This window comes from Ferrimonas sp. YFM (genome assembly GCF_030296015.1).
GTDB lineage: Bacteria > Pseudomonadota > Gammaproteobacteria > Enterobacterales > Shewanellaceae > Ferrimonas.
This window is the reverse complement of sequence record NZ_AP027368.1, coordinates 2,388,884-2,413,155: the sequence shown is the minus strand read 5'-3', so window position 1 is coordinate 2,413,155 and position 24,272 is coordinate 2,388,884. Positions and strand designations below refer to the sequence as shown.

Sequence of the window (24,272 nt, the reverse complement as noted above, 5' to 3'; positions counted from 1 at the left end):
CTTTTTCGTGGCTTTACACTGGAACGCATTGTGTACGCCAATCGAAACGCCTCGGTTGTTGAAATTATGTTGCTAAGGGGGCAGGGTTAACCAATAAAAAGGAGCCTGCCGTGAGCGGGCAGAAAAGGAAGGAAGCGCCATGACCCACACCGAGTCGTTCGACCGCTGGATTCGCAGCGAGTTTATTCAGCTGAATACCGAGCTTGAGCAGCTCTACTTTGCCCAACAGGACAGGGCCAATGTCCAGGGAGTGGGGGATGAGCTGAAACAGGCGATGGAGCGCCGCGGCCGTGAGCACATCAGCCGACTTCTGGCCGAGGGCAATACCGACCAGGGGTTTGACGCCAATTTTGATCTCCTCGGTAACGTGGGGATGTATATGGCAGCCTGTCGCCGCCATGATCTGACTGAGCCCTCCAGAGAAACCAACTCGCCGCTCAAAGAGGCGTCGGCGCTGGCTTTGCACATCGGCGCCTCATTGGGCGTCACCCCCAGGTTCGCCACCAGCCACCTCACCACTCACTGCATGGCGAAAGAGGGCCAGCCCAAGCGCTTCACCTCTTTGGAAGATGAAGCCCTGTTCATCGATTTCAATACCCTGGCGGTGCTGGCCTACAAGCGGGCCGCCGATGCCCTGGTGCGTATTCTGCCTATGGGAATCACTCACCCCATTGCGCCCTATCTGCTGGAGGACGCCAGGGCGGCGCTGGTGGATGTGGCCAAGTGGAATCAGGTGCTGTTTGATCGCCTGGACGGGGAGCGCTTCTTCCACAGCGTGCGGCCTTACTACAAGCCATTTCGGGTGGGGCAGCATGAGTATCGAGGTGCCAACGCTGGTGACTTTGCCGGCATCAACGTCATCGACATGCTGCTGGGCCTGTGCCAGGCCAACAATCCTTTCTATTCTCAGTTGCTGGTGGACAAGTTCCTCTACATGATGCCAGAGGACCAGACCCTGCTGCGGGATGTGATGCGTCGCCGCAGCTTCCTGGATCAGCTGTTGGAGGTGCCACCGGCACAGCAGCAGAGCGACTGGTATCAGCAGGTGGCGGCCAAGCTCATCGAGGTACTCGATGCCCACGGCCACACCGCTCATCAGCATCATGACCAACTGGTGTCCCGCTTTATCGCCAAGCCCTCGGAAACCATGGCTAAGCAACATCTGGCCCAGGTTACCGCCAGTGGACCGCCACTGGAGGTGCTGCTGCGCTCCCTGGCCAAGCTCAGGGATCTGCGCATGGCGGCGAACCGGGAGGACATCCCCAGTCGTCACCGCGAGGTGGCCCAGTTGAAAGCCAGTGTCAGCAGAGGAGGGCAGAAGTGAGCCAGTTTCCCGTTGAGGCGGTAGAGGGGATCTATCTGCAGAGTCACTCTGTGGGTCGACCCTGGCTGGGTGCCCAGCAGGCGATAACCGAGCGTTTTTTCCAGCCCTGGAGTGAGCAGGGCGAACCCTGGGGCCAATGGCTGGAAGGCATTGGGCGATTTCAAGCCGGTTTGGCCAATCTGATTGGCGGGCAACCACAGCAGTTCTGCCCCCAGGTCAATCTGTCCAGCGCCCTGACCAAGCTGCTGGGTGCGATCGAGCCGGATCCCAAACGATCTGTGCTGCTGATGTGCGAGGAGGACTTTCCCTCCATGGTGTTTGTCGCTCAGCAGGCCGAGGCCTGGGGCTGGCAACTGAGGCTAATTCCCAAGGGCAGTGATGTCACCGACCTGGCCATGTGGCAAAGCCAGCTGACTCGAGAGGATGTGGGCCTGGTGTTCGTTACCCAGGTGCAGTCCAATACGGGTCAGCAGGCGCCGGTGCAGTCCATTTGCCAGTTTGCCAGCCACAGGGGCATTCTCAGCGTGGTCGACATCGCCCAGTCCATGGGGATACTGCCGATGCAGATAGACCAGTGGCAGGCGGATGCGGTGATCGGCTCCTGTGTGAAATGGTTAGGGGGCGGCCCTGGCGCCGGTTTCCTCTGGCTGTGCCCCACATTGACGCCACAACTGACCCCCAAGGACGTGGGTTGGTTCTCCCACGCCAACCCCTTTGAATTTGACCCCCACCACTTCGAGTATCACAGCGACGCGGCGCGTTTCTGGGGCGGCACGCCGTCGGTTATGCCCTATCTGCTGGCGGCCTATGCCCTGGAGCAGGCGGCAGAGGTGGGCATCGAGCGGATTCGTTCCCATAACCTGATGCTGGGCGACACCTTGATCGCCGCCTGCCCTCAGTGGGTGCGATCCCCTGTGGAGCCCCATCGCCGCGGCGGCACGGTGATCATCGACCCCGGATCACGCCTGGCTGAGGTGGAGAAGGGGCTTGCCGAGCTCAAGGTGCACTATGATCGTCGTGAGCTAGGTCTGAGGCTCTCCCCCCATCTGTGTAATACCAAGAAGCAGTTGCAGCAGGTTGCCGAGCTATTGAGCGCCTTGGCGAGCAAATGATCGGCCAAATTCCGGGTGATGCACTCTTAGCCTGGAATCGCGCGGCAAATAGGCAAACGATCCTTTTGGGGGTTGCAGAGAAAACCTTTGCCGCTACAATGACTCTCGTCCTCTGGAGACAGAGATTAATGCGAAGCGGCACTGGCTCAGTGCAGGGTAAAGAGCAGCGCAACCTTGCTGTGATTAACCTGACACTAAATAGATGCGAAGATTTAAGCGGCACTGGCTCAGTGTGGGATAGAAAGTAGCGCAACCTTCTTTTCTACTCCAAAGACACTAAACAGATGCAAAGATTTAAGCGGCACTAGCTCAGCTGGTAGAGCGCAACCTTGCCAAGGTTGAGGTCACGAGTTCGAACCTCGTGTGCCGCTCCAAATTTTCCCTGACCGGGAATCAAAAATATGGCGCGTTGGCAGAGTGGCTATGCAGCGGATTGCAAATCCGTGGACCTCGGTTCGACTCCGGGACGCGCCTCCATATAAGAAAAACGGCTACCTTCGGGTGGCCGTTTTTCGTTTGGAGCCAGAGTAGGCGTGAGCAGCGGATTGCAAATCCGTGGACCGTAATTCTGCCAACCCCGCTCGACTCCGGGACGCGCCTCCATTTTTCGAAACGGCCACCTTCGGGTGGCCGTTTTTCGTTTGGAGCTAGAGTAGGCGGGAGCAGCGGATTGCCAATCCGTGGACTGTAATTCTGCCAACCCCCCTCGACTCCGGGACGCGCCTCCATTTTGACGAGAAAGCGGTAACCTTTGGGTTGCCGCTTTTTTCGTTTCGGGCGTTTAATGGCGAAGTGGATTGCCAATCCGTGGACCGTAATTCTGCCAACCCTCTCGACTCCAGGCCTTCCGCCAAAGCAAAAAGAAACGGCCACCTTTGGTGACCGTTGTACTTGTCGTCTGTGCTGCTGTCCCTCAGTAGACATCTTCCAGTTCGAGGGCGCGTTCCAGGGTCTCTTTGACCTTACATTGCAGGGCATCAGTGATGCCGCCGGTACCGCTGGCCTTGTGGGAGAGGAACTCGCATTTGGCGTCGCGGTAATCGATCCATTGGCGGTGCAGTGCTTCAAGCTCTTTCTGACGTTCAGGGGTGAGGCGCTCCAGAGCTTGCTCCAAGGCGTAGAGAAGCCGTTCGGTCTTCCTGTCCAGCTCAAGCTCCAGGCAGCTGTTCAGTTCAGTTTCGCTGCTGGCTTCCCGGGCACACAGCTCATATTCGCCACTGTAACGAACCTCTTCGGCCAGGGCGGGCAGGGTCAGCAGTGACAGGCAGAGGACTAAGGCTCGCATGAGCATCTCCATTGGCGTCCAATTAGGTCCAGACTATGTCATTAGACGCACAATACTCAAGCATCTTGCTGAATTGGTGGGCCTTTAATCGCAGACATCAGGTAATTCACCTTGTCGCTGTCACTCAGTCGCCAACGGCGCGTCAGCGGGTTGTAACTCATCCCTTTGGGAGAGTGGCAGCAAAACCCCAGGGGAGAGAGCGCCTGGGTGACCTCATCCGGGGTGACGAAGGCTTGCCAGCTGTGGGTGCCCTTGGGTAGGGCCCGGAGGACATACTCAGCCCCTATGATGCCTACAAGGTAACTTTTCCAGGTGCGGTTCAGTGTCGCCACCACCATCATGCCTCCAGGCTTCACCAGTTCACCACACTCCTGCAGCAGGCGTGCAGGGTCGGGGACGTGCTCGACCACCTCGGTATTGAGCACCAGGTCAAAGCGGGCGCCTTCCTCCACCAAGGTCTGGCTCAGGCAGTGACGGTAGCTGAGTTTGGCGGCCAGGTTCCATCCGTTTTGCCGAGCAACCCGAACATTCACGGCACTGGCGTCGATGCCCAATACCTGATGTCCGGCTCGGGCCAGGGGTTCGGTCAGGATGCCAGCGCCACAGCCGACGTCGAGAATGGACAGGGGTTTGTCGCCGAAATGGCGTTGAATCTCGTTGAGTATGTGGTGCAACCGCACCCGGTTAAACTCGAGCACGGTATGAAAGGCTCCGTCAGGCTTGCGCCACTCTTCGGCGAGGGCGTCAAAGCGCCGAACCTCCTCGGGGGAGAGGTTGTCCGGCGTTCCGGTGAGCTTGTCTTTGTTGAGCATGGCCCTTAACTCTCTGAAAATGCTAATTATGGCATACGAAAGTCAGGGCCGTCAGGATCACCCCTGTTGACGGATCAGGGTTTGTACCAGGTCGATGTAGCGTTGTTTGCATTCGTCAGAATTGGTACCGGCCAGGGCTTTCCAGGCTTGGTACTTGGCGTGTTCGGCCATTTTGAACACCGAGGGGGCGCTGCCGGTGACGTCTCCCTGGGTTGCCTGCTTGAACAGGCCGTAGAGCGACAGCAGGTGGTCATTGCTTGGGCGGCTGGGCAGTTGCTTAACCTCTTGCTGGCTTTGCTCAAATGCCTGATTCAGTTCATCCATGTGGGGTCTCCTTTGGGTTGGTTAAGGTTTAAGCTAGCGTCTTTAATGAGGACTGACCAGTCGATTAGATCAAAAAATCGTTGATTTTCCATTGGGTTGTAATCGAACTGCAACGAATTGAACTAGGTTTGACCCTTAGAAGGCGCTCAAGGCTAAATCAATGTGAAATTGTGACTTAAATCGCTGTTTCTATGGTGTCAGGTCAATAAACGCCCTGTTAGGGACAGTAGACTGGGTTCAGCACAACGATTAATGGAGGCGTTATGCACCAAGGCGCTCAGCAGAAGCAGGCACAGGAATCGAACCTGAAACGCACCCGCGTATGGCGCTCATTACAACAGGGATGGCGACACTGGGTGCCTGAAGGCGGAAGGGTGGCCATGTGGGATCCGGACGAGGAACTGGAAACCGGCCTGATTCAACTTGGTTATGAGGTGCTGGACAGGGAACAATCTGCCCAGGGGCCGCTGCACGCCTTGCTGTTCCGCGACCTGGCTCCCCTGGCAATCCTGGCCTTGCCTGGCATCGACTCCCTGCTGTCCCGGCTTCGCCCCGACGGTGTATTGATTCAGATCTGTCAGCAGGGCGGCAAGGGCTGCGCCGGTCTGAGCATTGTCTCCGGCTTTAAGGCCGGTTGGTCTTTGAAGGCGCGCTACGAAGGCGCAGAAGCGGATCGGGGGGTGACCCTGGTCTGGAAGCCCTGATCCTTTTGACATAGACGCCGCCCAGCCCTGGTTCCGCCGCTGGCATTTGCCCTGGAAACCGGGCATGATCCCTGGTCTAAGTACCAGAGGATATAGCTATTATGTTGAAAAATATGGCATTTGGTGTTGCTTTGATGGCTGGCTCAGCCCAGGCTGCCGAAGTACCCAAGAACGTCATCTTCTTCATTGGCGACGGCATGGGACCCGCCTACACCACCGCTTACCGCTATTACCAGGCAGACAGCCAGGTGAGTCAGGTAACGGACACCGTCTTCGATCGGCTGCTGATTGGCAGCGCCAGTACCTTCCCCCACGATGAAACCGTTGTGACCGACTCTGCCGCCGGCGCCACCGCCTTGGCCACAGGTACCAAGAGTTATAACGGTGCCATAGGCGTGGATGCACACAAGCAACCTCTGGACAGCATGCTGGTACAGGCCAAATCTATGGGCTGGCACACCGGGGTGATCGCCACCTCTCATGTCAATCATGCCACCCCGGCCAGTTTTGTCGCTCATGCGGACTCACGACGCAACTACCAGGAGATTGCCGAACAGTTCTACAGCCGCCGTCTCAAAGAAGATCAGCCACTGGTGGACCTGATCCTGGGAGGAGGCCAGCGCTACTTCCCCATGGAGCAAGACCAACTGGGCAGCAAGATGGTGAACTGGGGCTACCAGTATGCGGATAAGCTGACGCAACTGGACAGTCTGACGCGCTTGCCGGCCTTGGGGTTGTTTGCGCCAAAGCAGCTTCCCTATGCCGTCGACAGCGATCAACCCAAGCGCCTGAGTGCCATGGTCAGCACCGGGCTGCGCCTGCTCAGTCAGTCGGACACCCCTTTCTTCCTGATGGTTGAGGGCAGCCTTATCGACTGGTGTGGCCACGACAATGACATCGCCTGTGCCATGAAAGAGATGGCGGACTTTGCCGGTGCCCTCGAAGTGGCGGAGGCTTTCGCACAGGAGCGGGGCGACACCCTGGTGGTGTTTACGGCTGACCACTCTACCGGTGGCCTGACCCTGGGCGCCGGCGGAGAGTATCGCTGGGAGGCGGAACAGGTGAAACAGACCGGGGCGTCGCTGCGTACCATCACCGATGCATTGCTGAACCAGCCGCAAGAGCAGTTTCCGCAGATCCTGGCCAGATTCCTGGGCTTTGAGCTGACCCAGGGGGAATTGGGCGAGTTGGCCAAGGTGTCCAAAGAGGAGGAGGCGCTGCGCTGGAAGCTGGCAAGTATCCTCAGTGGCCACAGCTATACCGGCTGGACCACCAGTGGTCACACCGCCGTTGACGTGCCCCTGGGTGCCATGGGCCCAGGCTCAGAACGGTTCCGGGGCCACCTGGATAACACCGAGATCGCCAAGGCCCTGAAGCAGATGATTCGCTGATCTGAGCCTCCCTGACGAACAGCCCGCCAAATGGCGGGCTTTTTCATGGGCCAATGTAAAGAACACCTGAAAAGGCAACGACAAAGAAACTAATTTTTTACCAGGGTGACAAAGGGAGTACCGGGAGTAGAAATACGGTGAATTAGATCAATAAGATGTTAGGTTATAAGAACAATTTCAGGGGAGAGCCGCATGAACAGCAAGGAATGGGTGTTTTTGAGTGCAGCAGCCTGGGTATTGGCAGGTTGTGGCGGGGACAGACCTCCTACTGAGCAGGGCGAAGCCAGCGAGTTTACCCATGCACACAACAGCCGTGTGGCTCAGTCTCTGCCTCTGACCAGCCAACAGGCGTTTGAGGATGCCTTTCGGGGTCATATCGCCTCTCCTGATTCCCTCACCGTAAAAGACGCAGAGGGCCGGGTCATCTGGTCGCTGCCAGAGTACGCTTTTCTTACGGGCGATGCCCCGGACACGGTCAATCCCAGCCTCTGGCGTCAGGCTCAGTTGAATAACATGGCTGGCCTGTTCGAAGTGAGCCCGGGGATCTATCAGATCCGCGGCTTTGACCTGGCCAACATGACGCTGATCCGTGGAGAGCAGGGCTGGATCCTGGTGGACCCGCTGACCAGCAAAGAGACTGCAGAGGCCGCGCTGGCCTTTGCCTTTGACTATCTTGAGTCCGATCCCATCACCACCCTTGTCTATACCCACAGCCACGTGGATCATTTCGGCGGCGCAGAAGCGGCCACTGAGTATGCAGACGGCGAACTGACCGTGGTAGCGCCTGCGGGCTTCATGAAGGAAGCCACCAGTGAAAACATTCTGGCGGGGACCGCCATGGTGCGTCGCGCCGGCTATCAGTATGGCCGCAATCTGCCTGTGTCTCCCCAGGGCCACGTGGATCTGGGCTTGGGCAAGTCGGTGGCCTTTGGCACCGTCGGCCTGATCCCACCCAACCTGGAGGTGACACAAACCGGAGAGCGTCACACCCTGGATGGCGTGGAGTTTGAATTCCAGATGGTCTCCGGCTCTGAAGCCCCGTCGGAGTTCACCTTTTACCTTCCCCAGCAGCGGGCCTTCTGCGGCGCCGAGATGGTGTCGCAAACCATGCACAACCTCTATACCCTGCGCGGCGCCAAGGTGCGTGATGCCCTGGGTTGGAGCCGCTACATCGATGAGGCCGCCAGTCGTTATCCCGAGGCGGAGATCTATTTCGGCAGTCACCACTGGCCGGTGTGGGGCCAGGAGAGGGTGCAGGAGTTCCTGGGCAGCCAGCGCGACCTGTACAAGTTCATTCACGACCAAACCCTGAGACTGGCCAACCAGGGCTATACCCCGGGAGAAATAGCCGAGCAACTGCAACTGCCTCAGGGGCTGCGTCAGGAGTTCTCCGCCCGAGGCTACTACGGCACGTTGAAACAGAACATTCGCGCGGTGTATCAGTTTTACTTTGGCTGGTATGACGGCAATCCTGCCCATCTGGATCCCTTGCCGCGCGCCTCGGCAGCCCGGCGTTACGTGGAGCTGGCCGGTGGCGCAGAGGTGATGCGCAACAAGGCGATCGCCGCCATGGATCTGGGCGAGTACCGCTGGGCGGCAGAGCTGCTCAACCACCTGGTGTTCTTCGACCCGGATGACAACAGTGCCAGAGAGATGCTGGCCAGGACCTACGAGCAGATGGGCTATCAGGCTGAGTCCGGTACCTGGCGCGACTCCTATCTGAGTGCCGCCCTGGAACTGCGCGAAGGGGTGCCTGAGGGGCTGAGTATGGAGAAGAAGATGGCCGGGGTGCTGCAGCAGACGGACATACGCCACTTCCTCGATGCGCTGGCCACCAGGGTCGATTACGAAGCCGCCGGTGAGGACAGCTACTCTCTGGTGCTGGAGATCCTGGATGCCCAGGAAGTCTATCTGCTGCAGATTGCCAACGGAGTCCTCCATTACCGGCCACTGACCGGCGACCCCGACGACTCCATGCCTTACCTGGGGCTGAGTCGTAAGCTGTTTATCCAGCTGGCATCACGACAGGTGGCGATGCAGGATCTGGTGACAGGTGACAACCTCCGGGTGGATGGCAGCATCATGGACATGGTGGCCTTCTTCCGCCTGTTTGAGCCACCGGAGTCAGAATTCAACATCATCGAGCCTTAGACGCCCCCTCTTACTAACCTAATGTCCTTGAACTGCGGCGCCCACTTTGTGGGCGACCGACTCAATTTTCTTACATTTCAGGAACCCGGTTCGTGTGACGCCCTCTAAAGGGGGAGTTTTGGAGCCCGTTGTTTAAGGGAAGGTATTGATGAACTGGTTAAAACGCGGGTGCTACTGGGCTGCATTGGGGCTGTTCCTGTTTCCGATCCTGGCCATGGTGTTTGAATTTCCTCTGGCCTTCCAGGTGTACGGCGACGGCAATCAGCTTCACAGCGCCAGCAATGAGCTCAGGCAGTTTGTGCTGGCCAACTACTGGTTGCCCGCCTGCTGGCTGGCGTCCGGCTTGCTGTTGATTGGGACCGGCATCGAACGCCGCACCATCACATTGGCCTTTGGCGGTGGTTTGCTGTTGCTGTTTCCCTTTATCCATTATGGCGTTGCCCGCCTGAGCGCGTCCTTGCTGAGTGGTTGTGACGACTGCCAGGTGTTCGGTACGCCAGAGCTGCTGGTAAACATCATCATCGTCACCCTGGGCGCCCTGGCGTTGCAGCGTAGGCGCCGCCCTGCAGCCTGAACCTTGTATGGCCTCAGCCCCTCTGTTAGCTTGAAAGATCAATAGGGCGACAGGGAGCTGTGAGACGCGATGCCAGTCAGGGAAAGAATGGCTCATGAAGGGGTTGAAGGGGTGCGGGTAGGGCGCTTCAATCAGGGGATCAACACCACCTTCATCCTCTACCGCATCGGTGACACCCAGATTGATACCGGGCCGCCGAATCAGTGGTCCACCATTCGTCGCCTCCTCGATGCCCAGCCTCCCAAGCGCTTGCTGCTGACCCACCACCATGAGGATCACGCGGGCAACGCCGCCCGCATTGCCAGCCGCTATCAGCTGACGCCCCTGGCCCCAGAGCTTGGGCGGGCCAAGCTGGCGCGCGGCTATCGCATTCCCCCCATACAGAGGATGATCTGGGGCAGTCCACTGCCAGTGGAGACCCAGCCGCTGCCTGAGACGGTGCCCATGGCACAAGGGGGGGATCTGCACGCCATCCATACCCCGGGACACGCCAAGGACCTCACCTGTTTTCACTGGCCACAGCGGGGCTACCTGTTCTCCGGTGATCTTTATCTGTCCAAGTCGATTCGTTACCTAAGGGCGGATGAAAATCTGCTGCAGCTGATGCAGAGCATCAATAAGGTGTTGGCGCTGGAGTTTGATGTGCTGTTCTGCCCTCACAGGGGCATAGTGCCCCAGGGCCACCTGGCCCTGAGGGAAAAGCTGGATAACCTGCGCGCCTTGTGTGACAAAGCCAGTGCCCTGCATGGAGAGGGTGTGGAGTCTGACGAGATCATCAATCGCCTGCTGGGGCCGGAGGACTGGCTGTCCAAGCTCAGTGGCTACAACATCAGCAAGGGCAACCTGATTCGCCAGGCGGTGGAGATAGACTCCTCTAAGGTGTAGCGACTTGCAGCGACAATAACAAAAGGGGCCAATGGGCCCCTTTTGTGGTCTGTGTGGCAGTTACTCCACGGCAGGGATGCACGCCTGTGCCCTTGGAGAGAGACGGTGCACCACCTGGTTGCTGCTGCCTCGCCACAGCAGGGAGGGATCCGCCAGCTCCTGTTCGAAGCGGCCATCGATCAGCACATCCAGGTAGGGCAGCAGTGCCTGCTGGGCGTCATCCAGCTCGTCCAGTCGGTAGCCTGTCCAGCACCAGATGTCCTTGTCCGGGCAGCGCTCCTTAACCTGGGTGACCAACTCGAGAATGGCGGGCACATTGGCCGGGTGAAGGGGGTCGCCTCCGGAGAGACTCAGGCCACGGCGCTTGATGCGGGTGTCGCTGAGATCGCGGATGATCTGCTCCACCAACTCGTCGGTAAAGGGGTGACCTGAGTCCAGTCGCTGGGTGCTCTGGTTGTAGCAGCCCTTGCACTGATGGACGCAACCGGACACAAACAGGGTACAGCGAGTGCCCAGTCCATTGACCACATCCACCGGATAATAGTTGTGATAGTTCATTGATGCGTCCTCCATCAAAAAGGGCAGGGACCAGCCCTGCCCTTTGTCGTGTACTCAAATGCTACAGGTGTTTAACCCTGCGCTTAACCTCTTCCTGCTTGCCTTCGTTGAAGGGGCGGGCGTCCGGGCTGCCCAGGTAACCGCAGACGCGACGGGTGACGGACACCTTGGACGGGTCATGGTTGCCGCACTTGGGACAGGTGAAGCCCTTGGAGGTGCAATCGAACTCACCGGTGTAGCCGCACTCATAGCACTCATCGATGGGCGTGTTGGTGCCGTAGTAGGGCACATGCTGGTAGGAGTAATCCCACACATCTTCCAACGCCTCGACGTTCTTCTGCATGTTGGGGTACTCGCCGTAGCAGATGAAGCCACCGTTGGCGATCTTCGGATAGGGCTTCTCGAAGTCGATCTTGTCGTAAGGGTTCACCTTCTTCTCCACATCCAGGTGGAAGCTGTTGGTGTAGTAGCCCTTGTCGGTTACCCCGTCGACCACACCGAACTGGCGCTGGTCAATTTTGCAGAAACGGGTGCACAGGTTTTCGCTGGGGGTGGAGTAGAGGCTGAAGCCATAACCGGTTTGTGCCTTCCAGGCGTCGGTAGCGGCGCGCAGACGCTCTACGATGGTTAGGGCCTTGGCACGCATCTCCTCAGAGTCAAACACGTGGCCAGAGGCGCCGTACAGGGCGTTGACCGTCTCGTGCAGGCCGATGTAGCCCAGGGAGATGGACGCACGGCCATTTTTGAAGATCTCGCTGATGTCGTCGTCCGGCTTCAGACGCACGCCACAGGCACCCTCCATGTACAGGATGGGGGCCACCCGGGCCTTCACACCTTCCAGGCGATCGATGCGGGTCATCAGGGCCTTCTTGGCCAGGGCCAGGCGGTTGTCCAGCAGTTCGAAGAACAGGTTCTCGTTGCCCTTGGCTTCGATGGCGATGCGGGGCAGGTTCAGGCTGACCACGCCCAGGTTGTTGCGCCCTTCGTGCACCAGTTGACCATCCTGCTCGTAGGCGGACAGGAAGCTGCGGCAGCCCATGGGGGTCTTGAAGGAGCCGGTCACCTCGACCACGCGGTCGTAGTTGAGGATGTCCGGGTACATCCGCTTGGTGGAGCACTCCAGCGCCAGCTTCTTGATGTCGTAGTTGGCGTCGCCCTCTTTGTGGTTCAGGCCATCACGGATGGCGAACACCAGCTTGGGGAACACCGGAGTCTTGTGGTTCTTGCCCAGGCCGACCATGCGCACCTTGAGGATGGATTGCTGGATGAGGCGGCTCTGCCAGCTGGTGCCCAGGCCAAAGCCGAAGGTCACAAAGGGGGTCTGGCCATTGGCGGTGTGCAGGGTGTTGACCTCGTATTCCAGGCTCTGGAAGGCGTCATAACACTCCTTCTCGGTGCGCGCCATGGCGTAGGCTTCCACGTCGGACACCTGCCACTCTTTGCCCACTTCCAGGTGCTTCTCATAGCTCTTGGTGACGTAGGGCTCCAGCACTTCATCGATGCGGTTGATGGTGGTGCCGCCATAGATGTGGCTGGCTACCTGGGCGATGATCTGGGCGGTCACCGCGGTGGCGGTGGAGATGGACTTGGGTACGTCGATCTCGGCGTTGCCCATCTTGAAGCCGCCGGTCAGCATCCCTTCCAGATCGATCAACATGCAGTTGAACATCGGGAAGAAGGGGGCGTAGTCCAGATCGTGGTAGTGGATTTCGCCGCACTCATGGGCCTTGACCACTTCCCGAGGCAGGATGTGGCGGGTAGCGTAGTGCTTGGCGACGATGCCAGCCAGCAGATCCCGTTGAGTGGGGATCACCTTGGAGTCCTTGTTGGCGTTCTCGTGGAGCAGGGCAGCGTTGCTCTGATCCACCAGGCCACGGATCTCACGGTTCAGGCGGCTATTGGATTCGCGGGCGATATCGCGATCATGGCGATACTCGATGTAGGCACGGGCCACCGCTTTATAGGGGCCCGCCATCAGATGGTTTTCCACCATCTGCTGGATCTCGTCGATGTTGACGTCGCCAGACTCAGCCAGTTCCTGCTCAATGGTGTTAGAGACACGTTGAGCGTAGTCATCATCCTTGACGTCAGCTGCCATGGCAGCCCGTGCGATAGCGTCGCGAATCCTTGCGCTATCAAAGGGCACCTGACAACCGTCTCTCTTAATCACAACTGGCATGAGAAAAAATCCTTAAGAATGTAGGAATAGGCCTTGACAAGCACTACATCTTGTTGCCTTGTCTTAAATATGGCCCATATGTGGGGTTTCGACGCATATTAAGCGCCAATTTTCCGTCGGATAAATTGATCGCGATCAAGAAGATCACTACCCAAAATTCGAATGAAGTTACTGTTAAGTGATTCATTGGTGTTGATCAAGTTTTTATAAAGTAATCAACATGTATCCGATATGATCTTTCGATGTGATCTCTGAACAGAGAGTCGGCGGTTGTCGGTGCAAAAATGAGGGGGTGAGGGTGTGATGGAAACAGTGTTCTTCATACTTGTCCCTGTGGATGGTTTCACAGCTTGTGGAAAACCCGCTTCGGCCCTTGGTTGCCCTGCCTTAGAGCTGTGGTTAGATCCTTGTTAAATTCCTGATCGCAAAATGGCGGTTCTGATAACAAAAAAAGGGAGCGTTTGCTCCCTTTTTGCTCAGCACCAAATGGCGGTTTTGTTACAGCTTTTCGCTGCGATCGAGAATGGTTTCCATCTCGTCCATCAGACGGTTCATCCGATTGAAGATCGCTTCGTAAGGCTGGGCACTGGCCAGATCGACCCCGGCGGTTTTCACCAGGTCATAGGGGTAGTCACTGCCACCGGACTTCAGCAGGTTCAGGTAGCGGTCGTAGGCCGCCTTGTCGCCGCTGAGCACCTCATCGGCAAACGCCGCAGAGGCTGCGATGGAGGTGGCGTACTGATACACGTAGAAGTTGTAGTAGAAGTGCGGCACATAGGCCCACTCAATGCCGTAGGCGTCATCGATGGCCATCACGCCCTTGTCGTGACCGTGGTAGCGACGCAGCAGATCCAGGTAGATCTCAGAGGCGCGGGTATCGCTCAGAGGCTGACCTTTCTCTACCTCTTCGTGGATGGCACGTTCAAACTCGGCAAACATGGTCTGACGGAAGAAGGTCTGACGGAACTTCTCCAGAGTCTGGCCCAGGTAGTAGAGGCGCTCGTTGTCGTCTGCGGCATTCTTCAGTGCGTAGTCGGTCAGCAGGTGCTCCTGGAAGGTGGAGGCGATCTCTGCAGTAAAGGTGGCGTAGCCTGCGGTGGCGTAGGGCTGATTGGCGTTAGCGTACACAGAGTGGGTAGCGTGGCCCCACTCGTGGGTCAGGGTAGACACCGAGGTGTAGTCATCGTTGTAGTTCATCAGCACGTAGGGGTGTACGTCGTAGGCGCTGCCGCTCATGTAGGCACCGGAGCGCTTGCCCAGCTTGGGATAGGTGTCCATCCAGCGCTGGTCCAGGCCGGTACGGATCTTGTTGACGTAGCTGTCGCCCATGGGCTCCAGGGAGGCCAGCATCATCTCGATGCCACGCTCAATGGGATAATCACCTGTGGCTTTGACCACGGCGGGGTAGATGTCAAAATAGCCTTGATCATCCAATTTCAGCATACGGGAGCGTAACTTAAGGTAACGCTGCAGGGTGTCGAGGTTGGCGTTGGTGGTGTCCACCAGGGCGCTGTACACCTCTACCGGGATGTTGTCTTCGCTCAGCGCGGCTTCCAGGGCGGAGTCGTGGTTGCGGCTGCGGGCGTTGAATACGTCGGCTTTTACATTGGCGTCCAGCAGAGAGGCGATGGTGCGACGGTACTTGGACAGGGTGCCAAAGAAGTTGTCGAACGCTTTCTTACGTACATCGCGATCAGGATGGCTGCGGAAACGGGCGTAGGTGGCCTGGTTCAGGGTCACCAGTTCTCCGTCCAGCTCCACTTCTGGCCAGGGCAGTTCGGCATTGGTGAAGGTGGCGTAGCTGGAGTAGGGGGCACTGGTGACGGTGCCGGCAGCAGCCAGGATCTTCTCTGCCGCAGGGGCCAAGGTGTGGGCCTTGCCGCGCAGAATGTTCTCCAGCGGGAAGCGGTAGTCGGCCAGACGAGGCTCAGACTTCACCATGGCCAACACCTTCTCTTCGCCCAGGCTGATCAGCTCAGGGTTGATGAAGGAGGAGCCCTGGTTGAAACGGTTGGCCAGCATGGCGATGGACTGACGCTTGGCACCGTTGTCGGAGTTGCGCAGATCGGTGTCCGCATTCAGGTTGGCGTACACGTACAACTGGGACAGAGTCTTGGACAGCCCGTAATAGAGGTCCATGGCATCGGCCAGGGTCGCAGCGGAATGGCCCAACTTGCCCTGATAGGCGGCGAGTTGATCCAATTGCTTCTCCAGGCTGGTTTTTTGGCCCTGCCACTGTTGCCAATCGGCGTAGAGTGGGGTCAGATCCCAGTTCTGTTGAGTTTCCTCGGCCACCAGGGCCGGTGAAAGGGCGGCGCCGGCAAACAGGGCCAGGCCAATCAGTGACTGCTTAAACATTGTAAGTCCATATAATCGTTATGGTTAAAGACAGCAGCAGCTTAGCAACTGTGGCGCAATGCTGTGAGACAACATTGGTAACAGAATGAAAAAGAGTGACAAGGCGCACCAAAATGACGGTGCGGCCATCAAAATGACCCCGAAACAGCAGGTGCTGGCCCTGCTGGATCAGTGCCTGGCCACAGGCGTGCGAGGCCGGGTTCAGGCGGTGATCAAGCAGGCGATCGCCGACATTGAGGGCCAGGGTAAAGCCTCCGGTTATCAGCATGCGGAAAGCGACATCAATGAAGCGGACTACCCGGGCCTGATCTTCAAAGTCGGCCGTCACAAGCGCCGCTGGGTCTACCGTTACACGCCCAAGGGGGCCAAGAGCACCCGCCAGCTTACCCTGGGCTACTACCCGCAGATGGACCGACAGGCCGCCATTGAGTCCTGGCAGCAGCACAGGCTGGTGCAGCAGGGTGAAGCGCCGCCGCCCCAGGGCACCCCTTTGAGCAAAGGGGTTGAGCTCTTTGCCGACTGGGCTCAGGGCCGGCGCCCAAGGTGGCGGGCGGAAGTGAGTCAGCTGGAAGCCTTGTTCGACGGAGAACGGGCAGAGCGCATCGGTGAGTCACTGACCCTGGCGGAAGTGGAGGCCCTGGTGGCCCCACAGCAGCCTGGGGCCAAACACCGGCTCAGCCTGCTTCGGCTGTTTTTCCGGGTGGCGCGAGGACTGGAGTCTGCCCAGGGGTGGATGACCCCAGGCACGGCCTGTCCCTGTGAAGCCTTCAGCCTGGCACGCAATACTTCGTTGAGCCATAAAATCGGTTGGCGAGAGCTGGGCCGTTACCACAAAACGGTACTGGCCCTGGACGATGCCGAGGCCCTAAAGCCCCTCCTTCTTTTGCAACTGAGCAACCTCATCGGCTTCAAATCCCTGTGTCAACTGAGCTGGTCTCAGCTGGATCTGGACCGGGGTTTCGCACGGGTTCAGGTCGACGGCAGGGTCCGTTTCCTGATGCTCTCCTCAGAGACTTCTGCCTGGCTCAAGCGTCGCCAGCGAGAGGCATCAGAGGGCCCCTGGGTATTCAGCTGTCCCACGGACTCCAGCAAGCCGATGCCGGAAAGCTACCCAGTAAAACTAATGAGTGATCTCAAGGGGCAATGTGGTCTTGACCGGCGTTTCACCACCGCCTCCATTCGAGAGCTGGCCAGCCAGTGGCTGAAAGAGCAGGGCAGAGAGGTGCCCAAACGTCCCTGGCCGCTGCTGGAGGAGAGGCCCTCAGAGGGGCAGGTTGGGGAGCTGTTTGAGCTGTCAAAGATGTGGGTCAAAAGGCTACACATACAAAAGTCCGCCGGCTGACTTGAGTCGGGTTGCGCGCCTTTTCCATTTTTACCGACTTTTACGTTGTGTAACCAAAAGTGTAACCCGTCCCTTTTTGGTGGCGTTTCGACCAGGCGTTTGAGGGCGCGATCTCGTCAAAAGTCAATTTTTGTCGATGCTACACTTCTGACCCGCCTCTGGCGCCTCAGTCTACTCGCTCGTCTGAAAAAGAGGGACCTTGTCTGAATCTGGCCTCTGAAGCCAGAAGACAAGCTGAGGTGAATAGGCCTGATTCTGACCTGGGCTGTCTGTGCACGTTCATGGGTACCGAGTGATATTTGCGGTTTACTGGCCACTCCTGTTTGCAGGTGCTGCCATGTCGGTTCGCAGGTGTGGCCGCCTACGCCTTCGCTAAGTCCTATCATTTATGCATAAGAATAATTAATTCGATAATGATGGGTGGGTTGGCCGGGTTAGTGAGCCATTGAGTGATCGTCCAAAGAGAACAATGTGGAAAAATTGCTCTGGTCTGGTAACTTAAAACGTATAGGAAAAGAGGGGCATCAGACCCCTTCATTTGCATCAGGGAGAATAGGCCGATGACTGCCATCTACATTCAACGTAATCACACTCTGGGTCACCAGGGCATTCGTGACCTCAGCGAGCAGGTCGCTCAGACCCTGGCCAACGACTACCAGGTCACCTGGCAGTGGCAGGGTGAGCAGCTGACCTTTCGTCGCAGCGGTGCCAAAGGTGTGCTGGTCCCAGAACCTCATCAGGTGACCATAGAGATGAAATTGGGCCTGATGCTGATCCCCTTCGCCCCGGTCATTCGACAGGGCATTGAGTCACAACTGGACACCCTGCTTATCTGACCCAAGATTGACCAATCTCAATTTTTCCCAGCCGTTTAGAATGCCCCTTCTAAAGATCCGCCGTACTCTGACCATGACAAAAGAAAACTTTCCCGTCATGGAGGCAACATGTTGAAGCGACTATTTGGATCTAAGAATGCCGATGCCGACACCCAAGAGGCTCTGTATCGGAAAATCTGGCTGGCAGGACTGGGCGCCTACTCTAAGGGTGCCGAAGAGATCAGCCAACTGTCTGAGCGAGGCCTGGGCCTGTTTGATGAGCTTCTTGAGCGGGGTAAAGAGCTTGAGTCCTCAACCGTAGAGCGCGTATCCGAAGCATCCAGCCAGACCAAGGATGCCTTCGAAGCCCAGCTGCACAACCAGGTTCAGAAGGTCACCGGCCTTGAAGCGGAACAGCTGGAAGAGCTGGAGACCAAGATTGATCGTCTGACTGCTCTGGTGGACAAGATGGCCGAAGAGAAAGCCGCCGCTAAGGTTGCTCCTAAAGCCACCGCGACCCCAAAGGCGCCGCCTAAGGCCGCAGCCAAACCAGCCGCGAAGCCTGCAGCGAAACCCGCCGCCAAGCCCGCAGCCAAGACCACTCGCCGAACCACCACTAAACCCGCCTAATGCCGCGGTGTAAGGAGCACATGATGAGCAACGAAATTAAGGGAATGCCACCCGTAGAAGGCGTTGATAACGAGCAACTGGCTCGAAACATCTGGCTCGCCGGCCTGGGTGTCTACAGCCGCAGCATCGAAGAAGCCAAGGAGCTGGAAGGCAAATCCGGTGACTTGTTCGAGAAGCTGGTTGAGCGTGGTCGTGAAGTGGAAGCCAACACCCGAGCCCGGGTCGAGGACAACCTGGATCGCGCCAACGAAGAGGTGGAAGCACGGGTACATAACCTGTTCTATCGCCTCAGCGGCATCCATCCACGTCAGATTGATGAGCTGAACGCCAAGGTCGACAAACTGGCCGAGGCAATCGAGAAACTGGCCAAGTAGGCCAAAGGGAGGGCGCATGACCACTCTGTCCCTGTCTGAGCTGGTGTTCCTGCTTTTCGAAAGCGACTCGACACCATTGCATGTGTCAGGGCTGATGATGTTGCGCCCTCCGCAGGACGTCCAAGACTTTGGTCTGCGCCTCCACCGGCAGCTGGTACGCTGCGGACCGGTGGTGGCGCCTTTCGATCAAGTGATTCATTGCTCCACCTCCAGGGTGCCCAAGTGGCTGCCCGCGGATGAGGTGGATCTCTCCTACCATGTCCGTCTCGCCAAACTGCCCAAGCCCGGCGACGCTGACCAGTTGATGGAGCTGGTGGCCCGCATTCACAGCTACCGCCTCGATCGCAGCCGCCCCCTGTGGGAACTGTGGGTGATTGATGGCCTGGAAAGCGGCGATATTGCCCTGGTGATGAAGTTCCACCACGCCCTCACCGATGGCCTGCGCGCCGCCAGTTTGGTGGCGGACAGCTTTGAGCTGTCTGAGCACCTGGGCTATCTGGTGCCGTTCTGGCAACTGGGCAGCCGCATCGATGAGCAGCCGCCGGAGCTCAGTCAGTGGCTGGAAGCCCTGTCACCCTCCTTCTGGGTGAAGCAGGCGAAGATAGGACTGGACAGCCTGAAGCTGTTGGGGATGGCCGCCGGGGACAGACTGTCGCTGACCGCCAGTGGCATACGCCTGCCCTTTACCGCACCGCGCACCCCCTTCAATGACATCAGTTCGGATCGGGCTAAGCAGGTGATCCTCTCCAAGCTGCCCGCCAGCCGCTTGAGCCGCTTGGCCACCTACACAGGAGCCCGGTTCGATGATGTGGTCTTGACCCTGTGTGATATGGCTTTGCACCGCTACCTCAAGGTGCACAACTGGCGCGACCGGGACCCCCTGGTGGCCATGGTGCCGCTGAGAGACGGGGAGGAGGGCGACCGGCTGCATATGATCTCCGTGGGTCTGGTGGAGCTGGGCAAACCCGGGATGACGCCGATGCAGCGACTGAAAACCATAGGTCGTACCAACCGGCGTATCCGCGAGCAGACCCGCCGCACCAGCGCCAAGGCCTACAACCGCTACTCCTCTGTGGTCAACGCGCTGGCCCTGGTGGCGGCACGCTACGACGACAAGCAGTGGTTGCCTCCCGCGGCCAATATGCTGATCTCCGAAGTGGAAGCGGCGGATCATCCCCTTTCTCTGCTGGGGGCCAAATTGACCGCCAGTTACCCTCTGTCTCTGCTGATGCCGGGCCAGACCCTCAACATGACCCTGATGCACTACGACGGGGTGCTGCACTTTGGCCTGGTGTGCTGCCGTCACTCCCTGCCCGGAATCGAATCCTTCGATCGCTATCTCGAGGAGGGTTTGGAAGAGCTTGAGTCTTCTGTGTTTTCTCACATATCATCAAGACTCACTCCCGCAAACTAAGGAAACTGGATGTCCAGCTGGCGTGCTAAGGCTTTAAACAAGGTCCTCTACCGGGCGATTCGTGGTCGCCTGGAGCGCTGCAATGACATTCTGTCGGTCCGTGGGGTGATCGCCGGGCTGGATAAGCTCAACTCCTACATCGGCACTCCCGGTGGCCTGGAGTGGATTGACGACAGCCTTTCCGGGGTGCCTTGCCAGTGGATCGTCAAGGGACGGCCCGCCGGCGACAACATCTTGCTGTATTTCCATGGCGGCGGTTTCTGCTTCCGCTCTCCCCAGGTGCACAGTGCCATGCTCCACTACCTCAGCCGGGAAACCCGCTCTCGGGGAGTCATGGTCAGTTATCGTCTGGCGCCCGAGTTTCCCTTTCCGGCGGCATTGAACGACTGCTTTACCGCCTACCGCACCTTGCTGGAGCAGGGGGTACCGCCGGAGAAGATCATCCTCGGTGGTGATTCTGCCGGAGGCAACCTGGCTCTGGCCACCATGGTCAAATGTAAGGACAAGGGGCTGCCCCAGCCTTTGGCGGCGCTGCTGTTCTCCCCGGCCCTGGACCTGACCATGAACAGTCAGTCCGCCTTCGTGATGCGCAATGAGGATCCCTTCTTCGATCTGGGCAGCCTGATGCTGCTGCGAAACTCCTACCTCAATGGCCACACCCCTTGCGATCCTCTGGCTTCCCCCCTGGGGGCGGATCTCAGCGATCTGGCGCCGATCATGGTGCATGTGGGCAGTCTGGAGATCTTGCTCGACGATTCGGTGAGGTTAAAGTCCAAAGTGAGGCGTCAGGGTGGGGTCGCAGACCTGACCATCTGGCCAGGCCTGCCCCATGTGTTTACCCTGTTCCAACAACTGCCCGAAGCCAAGGAGGCGATGGAGCGGTGCGGAAAGTTTATCGATCAGTGTCGGCAAAATTCAGTTGCCGGGTCAGGTGAGGATTAACCAGAGAGATGAGACGGTGAGCGCCACGCTCCACCGCCTTCTCGTCGCTGTCCCCTGAGTCGAAGCAGAGCCAGGAGAGCCCCAGCAGGAACAGGTTGTCCGCCAGCTCTTCCCGATTCTCCCCCTTAAGTTGCAGTAGCGCCTTATCCTCCAGTGCCGCCAGGCTGTGGGAGGTGAAGCTGTGCAGTTGCTTCATCAGCCGCTGAGCCCGGCGGTTGCCGCTGTCGGGGGCGACGGTCTGCAGATCCAGGAACAGGAAGCGGTAGTGCAGGCACACCCGCAGCAGCGAGTGGAGAAACACCCAGTACTCCGGCTCGCTGATCTCCTCCAGATCCACCCGGGCCAGCAGGGTGCTCACCGCCAGCTCGCACTCTTTGGAGAGCTGGTTGATGATCTCCTCTTTACCTTTGAAGTGGTAATAGAGGTTGCCTGGGCTGATCTCCAGTTCGGCGGCAATGTCCAGGCTGGTGATGTTGGCCGACCCATGGTGGTTAAACATCGCCAGACTGGTGTCGAGAATGCGCTGACGGGTACCCATATCAGGCGGGCTCAGTGGTCAGCTGGGTTTGCAGGTAGTGCCACTCGGCATTGGCCATGCGCTCAATCTCGTCGTGGACGAAGCGAGTCAGCTTGTTGCCGATAAAGGGCAGGGCGCTCTTCATCTGCATCTCCACCCGGTTGACGCAGCCGGTGTCGGTGGGCTCGAACACCATGGTGCCGGTGATCTTGATGGGCACACCCACCAGCTCAACGGACATCTCACAGCGATAGACAGGCCCCTGGCCCAGTTGCCACTGCTCCTCCTGTTTCACCATGTTCTGCGAGCCCAGCAGCCGTTTGAGTACCGCGGGCACGTTGCTCGCCACTTCCCTTTTGGTCGCCAGAGTCAGCACGTCATCCTGATTCAGATGTTGAGGAATTCGCACCTTGTGACACCCGAGGGCCTCATACTTCTCTTCTATCAGCTCCGGCTCGCTGAAGTAGCGCAGCAGTTCATCGGTGGAGCAGGCATAGGTGTGGGTGAGTTCCAATTTCATCGTTTCTCCTAAAAGTGAATGCCCCGGAGCATCGCTGCCAGGCCAATCATCTGTTGCTGTTGGCTGTAATTCAGTTTTTCTTCTTGCACCTCTCCGGATTCAGGGAACATCCGGTAGAGCATGTTCATGACGATCTCCGCCAGTCTCGGAGAGAGGGCGTGCATGACCGCGCCTACGACACCCAGTCGGGTGGCGATACGTTTGGGCCTGTGCACCACGGCGGTGGCGATCAGATCCGCCGCCTGTTCGGCACTTTAGGTGGGCACCGCCTGGTAAAGCTGGGTGGGGGCAATCATCGGCGTGTCCACCAGCGGCATGTTGATGGTGGTGAAACGCACCCCAAGGTCTGAGTACTCCGCTGCGGCGCAGCGGCAGAAGGATTCCAGGGCGGCGTTGGACGCCACATAGGCGCTGAATCTGGGGGCATTGGTGAGCACGCCAATGGAGGAGACGTTGATCACCTGGCCCGATTCCGCCTCGGCCATGGCGGGCAGACAGCCCAGGATCAGCCTCAGGGCGCCGAAGTAGTTGATGGCCATGGTGCGTTCATAGTCGTGGATGCGCTCGGTGGAGGCGGCGACGGAGCGGCGAATGGAACGCCCGGCGCAGTTGATCAGCAGGTCGACCCGTTCATGGGCCCCCAGTATCCGCTTCATCAGCGCCTCGCTGGCCTGTTCATCGGTGAGATCGCAACTGAAGGTCAGAGCCTTGCCCCCAAGCTCGCGGACCTCTTTTTCCGTCTCTGCAAGGCGCTCTTTGCTCCTGGCCACCAGCAACAGCTTGGCACCATAAGGCGCCAACCTTAGGGCTGTGGCCCGGCCGATACCGGAGCTGGCACCGGAGATCAGCACCACCTTGTTGGTCAGGCGGTGACGCAGGCTGTCGTCGAGGAACAGGTCCGGGTCCAGGTTTCGCTCCCAGTAATCCCACAGAGGCACCACATAACTGGCCAGGTCCGGACAACTGATGCCTGCTTTGCGCAGCAGTGTCTGGGTGGCCTGGGAGTCGAAACGGGTGGGGTAGTTGAGCAGGCTCAGCGTCTCCTGGGGGATGCCATAGTCACTGAGTATGCGCCTGGCCAGTTTCACCAAAGGCGGATACTGGCTGGCCAGCTGCAACCAGGGTTGGGGCAACAGGCTGGAAAGCTTAAGGTTGAGCCCCAGAGACAGGGTGGGACCGTGACCGGCCTGAGACAGCAGGTTGAGCACCTGACCGGCGTTGTAGGGTCTGGGGTCGGTCAGATGGAAGCACTGCATCTCCAACTCTGGCTGGCGAATCAGGTGGGCCATGGCATCAGCCACGTAATCCACCGGGACGATGTTGAGGGGGCCTCCCTCAAAGCCCACCAAGGGGAACCAGCTGGGCAGGGCGTTGCGCATCTTCTGCAGCAGCTTGAAGAAGTAGTAGGGGCCCTGAATGGTGTTGGCCTCACCGGTCTGACTGTCGCCCACCAGGATGCCGGAGCGGTAGATGCGCCACGGGATCCCCTGCTGCTGGCGAACCGCCTTTTCGCACAGATGCTTGGAGAGGAAATAGGGGTGAGTCAGCTGCTCAGCCTCGGAGAACATGGACTCATCGAAGCAGCCCCGATACAGTCCGGCGGCGGCGATGGAGCTCAGATGATGGAAGCAGCCGGCACCCAGCTCCTCGGCACAGGCCAGGGCAGCCTCGGTGGCCTGGACATTGGCCTTGACCACTTCGTTGCCGTCGCGGCGAAAATCGTTGTAGGCGGCCAGGTGGATAAAGTGGGAGATGCGGCCTTTGAGTTCGACGCGATCCGCCTCGGACAACCCCAGGGCGGGATCTTTGAGGCTGCCGGCGATGGGACGAATTCGATCGCTGGCATCGAGCTCCTTGGCTAAAACCTCAAGACGAGTCTGCCCCGCCTGATCCCGGACCAGGCAGTAGAGGGTGTTGCCACCGCTGAGCAATCGACGGATCAGTTGCCGTCCCAGCAAGCCGGTAGCTCCGGTTACAAAGTAGCTCATCTGCCGCTCCTTCCTTGTGGCCCGGGAGGCGCTCCTGCGCCCCTGAGATGGGAGGCTAACTTTTCACCTAAGT

General features: G+C 58.7%; 23 protein-coding genes and 2 tRNA genes. 15 read left to right on the top strand and 10 right to left on the bottom strand.

From position 1 onward, the window contains the following. The first annotated feature begins 139 nt into the window (after positions 1-139). The 4 genes from QUE41_RS11205 (at position 140) to QUE41_RS11190 (ending at position 2,913) form a co-directional block, all read left to right on the top strand. A complete protein-coding gene (locus QUE41_RS11205; protein ID WP_286339132.1) occupies positions 140-1,324 on the top strand; it encodes a PrnB family protein in 1,185 nt (394 codons plus the stop codon). Continuing rightward, positions 1,321-2,436, top strand: coding sequence for an aminotransferase class V-fold PLP-dependent enzyme (locus QUE41_RS11200; protein WP_286339131.1), 1,116 nt, complete (start codon positions 1,321-1,323; stop codon positions 2,434-2,436). The genes QUE41_RS11205 and QUE41_RS11200 overlap by 4 nt, the downstream gene beginning before the upstream one ends. Positions 2,437-2,734: 298 nt before the next feature. Beyond that, positions 2,735-2,810 (top strand) — tRNA-Gly (locus QUE41_RS11195). A 29-nt stretch (positions 2,811-2,839) separates the two neighbouring features. Then, a tRNA-Cys gene (locus tag QUE41_RS11190) sits at positions 2,840-2,913 on the top strand. Between the two features lie 436 nt (positions 2,914-3,349). On the opposite strand, the gene QUE41_RS11185 is transcribed toward QUE41_RS11190, so the two are convergent. The 3 genes from QUE41_RS11185 to QUE41_RS11175 are packed head-to-tail and all read right to left on the bottom strand — an operon-like array spanning position 3,350 to position 4,857. Continuing rightward, entirely contained in the window at positions 3,350-3,721 is a 372-nt protein-coding gene (locus QUE41_RS11185; protein WP_286339130.1) for a lysozyme inhibitor LprI family protein, read from the bottom strand. A 56-nt stretch (positions 3,722-3,777) separates the two neighbouring features. Continuing rightward, positions 3,778-4,533, bottom strand: a complete 756-nt coding sequence (gene ubiG / locus QUE41_RS11180; protein ID WP_286339129.1) for a bifunctional 2-polyprenyl-6-hydroxyphenol methylase/3-demethylubiquinol 3-O-methyltransferase UbiG — start codon at positions 4,531-4,533, stop codon at positions 3,778-3,780. A gap of 57 nt (positions 4,534-4,590) precedes the next feature. Further along, the gene (locus QUE41_RS11175) at positions 4,591-4,857 is read right to left on the bottom strand and encodes an acyl-CoA-binding protein (RefSeq protein ID WP_286339128.1); all 267 of its coding nucleotides are present in this window, start codon (positions 4,855-4,857) and stop codon (positions 4,591-4,593) included. A gap of 263 nt (positions 4,858-5,120) precedes the next feature. Between QUE41_RS11175 and QUE41_RS11170 the strand changes: the two genes are divergently transcribed. From QUE41_RS11170 to QUE41_RS11150, 5 genes are all read left to right on the top strand, one after another. Next, the gene (locus tag QUE41_RS11170; protein ID WP_286339127.1) at positions 5,121-5,561 is read left to right on the top strand and encodes a hypothetical protein; all 441 of its coding nucleotides are present in this window, start codon (positions 5,121-5,123) and stop codon (positions 5,559-5,561) included. A 101-nt stretch (positions 5,562-5,662) separates the two neighbouring features. Further along, entirely contained in the window at positions 5,663-6,952 is a 1,290-nt protein-coding gene (locus tag QUE41_RS11165) for an alkaline phosphatase (protein WP_286339126.1), read from the top strand. 192 nt (positions 6,953-7,144) lie between these two features. Continuing rightward, entirely contained in the window at positions 7,145-9,103 is a 1,959-nt protein-coding gene (locus tag QUE41_RS11160; RefSeq protein ID WP_286339125.1) for an alkyl/aryl-sulfatase, read from the top strand. A gap of 148 nt (positions 9,104-9,251) precedes the next feature. Beyond that, positions 9,252-9,677, top strand: a complete 426-nt coding sequence (locus QUE41_RS11155) for a hypothetical protein (protein ID WP_286339124.1) — start codon at positions 9,252-9,254, stop codon at positions 9,675-9,677. Between the two features lie 87 nt (positions 9,678-9,764). Further along, entirely contained in the window at positions 9,765-10,562 is a 798-nt protein-coding gene (locus QUE41_RS11150; protein WP_286339123.1) for an MBL fold metallo-hydrolase, read from the top strand. Between the two features lie 60 nt (positions 10,563-10,622). On the opposite strand, the gene nrdG is transcribed toward QUE41_RS11150, so the two are convergent. The 3 genes from nrdG to pepF form a co-directional block, all read right to left on the bottom strand. Then, entirely contained in the window at positions 10,623-11,120 is a 498-nt protein-coding gene (gene nrdG / locus QUE41_RS11145; RefSeq protein WP_286339122.1) for an anaerobic ribonucleoside-triphosphate reductase-activating protein, read from the bottom strand. Positions 11,121-11,181: 61 nt separating this feature from the next. Then, positions 11,182-13,299, bottom strand: a complete 2,118-nt coding sequence (gene nrdD / locus QUE41_RS11140; protein ID WP_286339121.1) for an anaerobic ribonucleoside-triphosphate reductase — start codon at positions 13,297-13,299, stop codon at positions 11,182-11,184. A 498-nt stretch (positions 13,300-13,797) separates the two neighbouring features. Beyond that, positions 13,798-15,657, bottom strand: coding sequence for an oligoendopeptidase F (pepF, locus tag QUE41_RS11135; protein WP_286339120.1), 1,860 nt, complete (start codon positions 15,655-15,657; stop codon positions 13,798-13,800). Positions 15,658-15,742: 85 nt separating this feature from the next. Between pepF and QUE41_RS11130 the strand changes: the two genes are divergently transcribed. From QUE41_RS11130 to QUE41_RS11105, 6 genes are all read left to right on the top strand, one after another. Further along, positions 15,743-16,999, top strand: a complete 1,257-nt coding sequence (locus QUE41_RS11130) for a hypothetical protein (RefSeq protein WP_286339119.1) — start codon at positions 15,743-15,745, stop codon at positions 16,997-16,999. A 560-nt stretch (positions 17,000-17,559) separates the two neighbouring features. Further along, on the top strand, positions 17,560-17,835 hold the full coding sequence (locus tag QUE41_RS11125) for a polyhydroxyalkanoic acid system family protein (protein ID WP_286339118.1): 276 nt from the start codon (positions 17,560-17,562) through the stop codon (positions 17,833-17,835). A gap of 108 nt (positions 17,836-17,943) precedes the next feature. Further along, on the top strand, positions 17,944-18,444 hold the full coding sequence (locus QUE41_RS11120; RefSeq protein ID WP_286339117.1) for a phasin family protein: 501 nt from the start codon (positions 17,944-17,946) through the stop codon (positions 18,442-18,444). A gap of 23 nt (positions 18,445-18,467) precedes the next feature. After that, on the top strand, positions 18,468-18,818 hold the full coding sequence (locus tag QUE41_RS11115; protein WP_286339116.1) for a phasin family protein: 351 nt from the start codon (positions 18,468-18,470) through the stop codon (positions 18,816-18,818). A 16-nt stretch (positions 18,819-18,834) separates the two neighbouring features. Continuing rightward, complete coding sequence (locus tag QUE41_RS11110) at positions 18,835-20,232, top strand: wax ester/triacylglycerol synthase domain-containing protein (protein ID WP_286339115.1); 1,398 nt, start codon at positions 18,835-18,837, stop codon at positions 20,230-20,232. A 9-nt stretch (positions 20,233-20,241) separates the two neighbouring features. Continuing rightward, a complete protein-coding gene (locus tag QUE41_RS11105) occupies positions 20,242-21,174 on the top strand; it encodes an alpha/beta hydrolase (RefSeq protein WP_286339114.1) in 933 nt (310 codons plus the stop codon). Here QUE41_RS11105 and QUE41_RS11100 read toward each other — a convergent pair. The 4 genes from QUE41_RS11100 to QUE41_RS11085 form a co-directional block, all read right to left on the bottom strand. Continuing rightward, positions 21,125-21,712 carry a TetR/AcrR family transcriptional regulator gene (locus QUE41_RS11100; protein WP_286339113.1) on the bottom strand — a complete coding sequence of 196 codons (588 nt, stop codon included), beginning with the start codon at positions 21,710-21,712 and terminating at the stop codon, positions 21,125-21,127. The genes QUE41_RS11105 and QUE41_RS11100 overlap by 50 nt on opposite strands. Position 21,713: 1 nt before the next feature. Continuing rightward, on the bottom strand, positions 21,714-22,211 hold the full coding sequence (locus tag QUE41_RS11095; RefSeq protein ID WP_286339112.1) for a DUF2505 domain-containing protein: 498 nt from the start codon (positions 22,209-22,211) through the stop codon (positions 21,714-21,716). 8 nt (positions 22,212-22,219) lie between these two features. Further along, entirely contained in the window at positions 22,220-22,375 is a 156-nt protein-coding gene (locus tag QUE41_RS11090) for a hypothetical protein (protein WP_286339111.1), read from the bottom strand. 90 nt (positions 22,376-22,465) lie between these two features. Further along, entirely contained in the window at positions 22,466-24,199 is a 1,734-nt protein-coding gene (locus QUE41_RS11085; protein WP_286339110.1) for an SDR family oxidoreductase, read from the bottom strand. Positions 24,200-24,272: the final 73 nt, after the last annotated feature.

Coding starts and splice junctions, on each gene's coding strand:
- QUE41_RS11205 (WP_286339132.1), top strand. CDS start 140: ATGACCCACACCGAGTCGTTCGACCGCTGGATTCGCAGCGAGTTTATT.
- QUE41_RS11185 (WP_286339130.1), bottom strand. CDS start 3,721: ATGCGAGCCTTAGTCCTCTGCCTGTCACTGCTGACCCTGCCCGCCCTG.
- ubiG (WP_286339129.1), bottom strand. CDS start 4,533: ATGCTCAACAAAGACAAGCTCACCGGAACGCCGGACAACCTCTCCCCC.
- QUE41_RS11175 (WP_286339128.1), bottom strand. CDS start 4,857: ATGGATGAACTGAATCAGGCATTTGAGCAAAGCCAGCAAGAGGTTAAG.
- QUE41_RS11170 (WP_286339127.1), top strand. CDS start 5,121: ATGCACCAAGGCGCTCAGCAGAAGCAGGCACAGGAATCGAACCTGAAA.
- QUE41_RS11165 (WP_286339126.1), top strand. CDS start 5,663: ATGTTGAAAAATATGGCATTTGGTGTTGCTTTGATGGCTGGCTCAGCC.
- QUE41_RS11160 (WP_286339125.1), top strand. CDS start 7,145: ATGAACAGCAAGGAATGGGTGTTTTTGAGTGCAGCAGCCTGGGTATTG.
- QUE41_RS11155 (WP_286339124.1), top strand. CDS start 9,252: ATGAACTGGTTAAAACGCGGGTGCTACTGGGCTGCATTGGGGCTGTTC.
- QUE41_RS11150 (WP_286339123.1), top strand. CDS start 9,765: ATGGCTCATGAAGGGGTTGAAGGGGTGCGGGTAGGGCGCTTCAATCAG.
- nrdG (WP_286339122.1), bottom strand. CDS start 11,120: ATGAACTATCACAACTATTATCCGGTGGATGTGGTCAATGGACTGGGC.
- nrdD (WP_286339121.1), bottom strand. CDS start 13,299: ATGCCAGTTGTGATTAAGAGAGACGGTTGTCAGGTGCCCTTTGATAGC.
- pepF (WP_286339120.1), bottom strand. CDS start 15,657: ATGTTTAAGCAGTCACTGATTGGCCTGGCCCTGTTTGCCGGCGCCGCC.
- QUE41_RS11130 (WP_286339119.1), top strand. CDS start 15,743: ATGAAAAAGAGTGACAAGGCGCACCAAAATGACGGTGCGGCCATCAAA.
- QUE41_RS11125 (WP_286339118.1), top strand. CDS start 17,560: ATGACTGCCATCTACATTCAACGTAATCACACTCTGGGTCACCAGGGC.
- QUE41_RS11120 (WP_286339117.1), top strand. CDS start 17,944: ATGTTGAAGCGACTATTTGGATCTAAGAATGCCGATGCCGACACCCAA.
- QUE41_RS11115 (WP_286339116.1), top strand. CDS start 18,468: ATGAGCAACGAAATTAAGGGAATGCCACCCGTAGAAGGCGTTGATAAC.
- QUE41_RS11110 (WP_286339115.1), top strand. CDS start 18,835: ATGACCACTCTGTCCCTGTCTGAGCTGGTGTTCCTGCTTTTCGAAAGC.
- QUE41_RS11105 (WP_286339114.1), top strand. CDS start 20,242: ATGTCCAGCTGGCGTGCTAAGGCTTTAAACAAGGTCCTCTACCGGGCG.
- QUE41_RS11100 (WP_286339113.1), bottom strand. CDS start 21,712: ATGGGTACCCGTCAGCGCATTCTCGACACCAGTCTGGCGATGTTTAAC.
- QUE41_RS11095 (WP_286339112.1), bottom strand. CDS start 22,211: ATGAAATTGGAACTCACCCACACCTATGCCTGCTCCACCGATGAACTG.
- QUE41_RS11090 (WP_286339111.1), bottom strand. CDS start 22,375: ATGCACGCCCTCTCTCCGAGACTGGCGGAGATCGTCATGAACATGCTC.
- QUE41_RS11085 (WP_286339110.1), bottom strand. CDS start 24,199: ATGAGCTACTTTGTAACCGGAGCTACCGGCTTGCTGGGACGGCAACTG.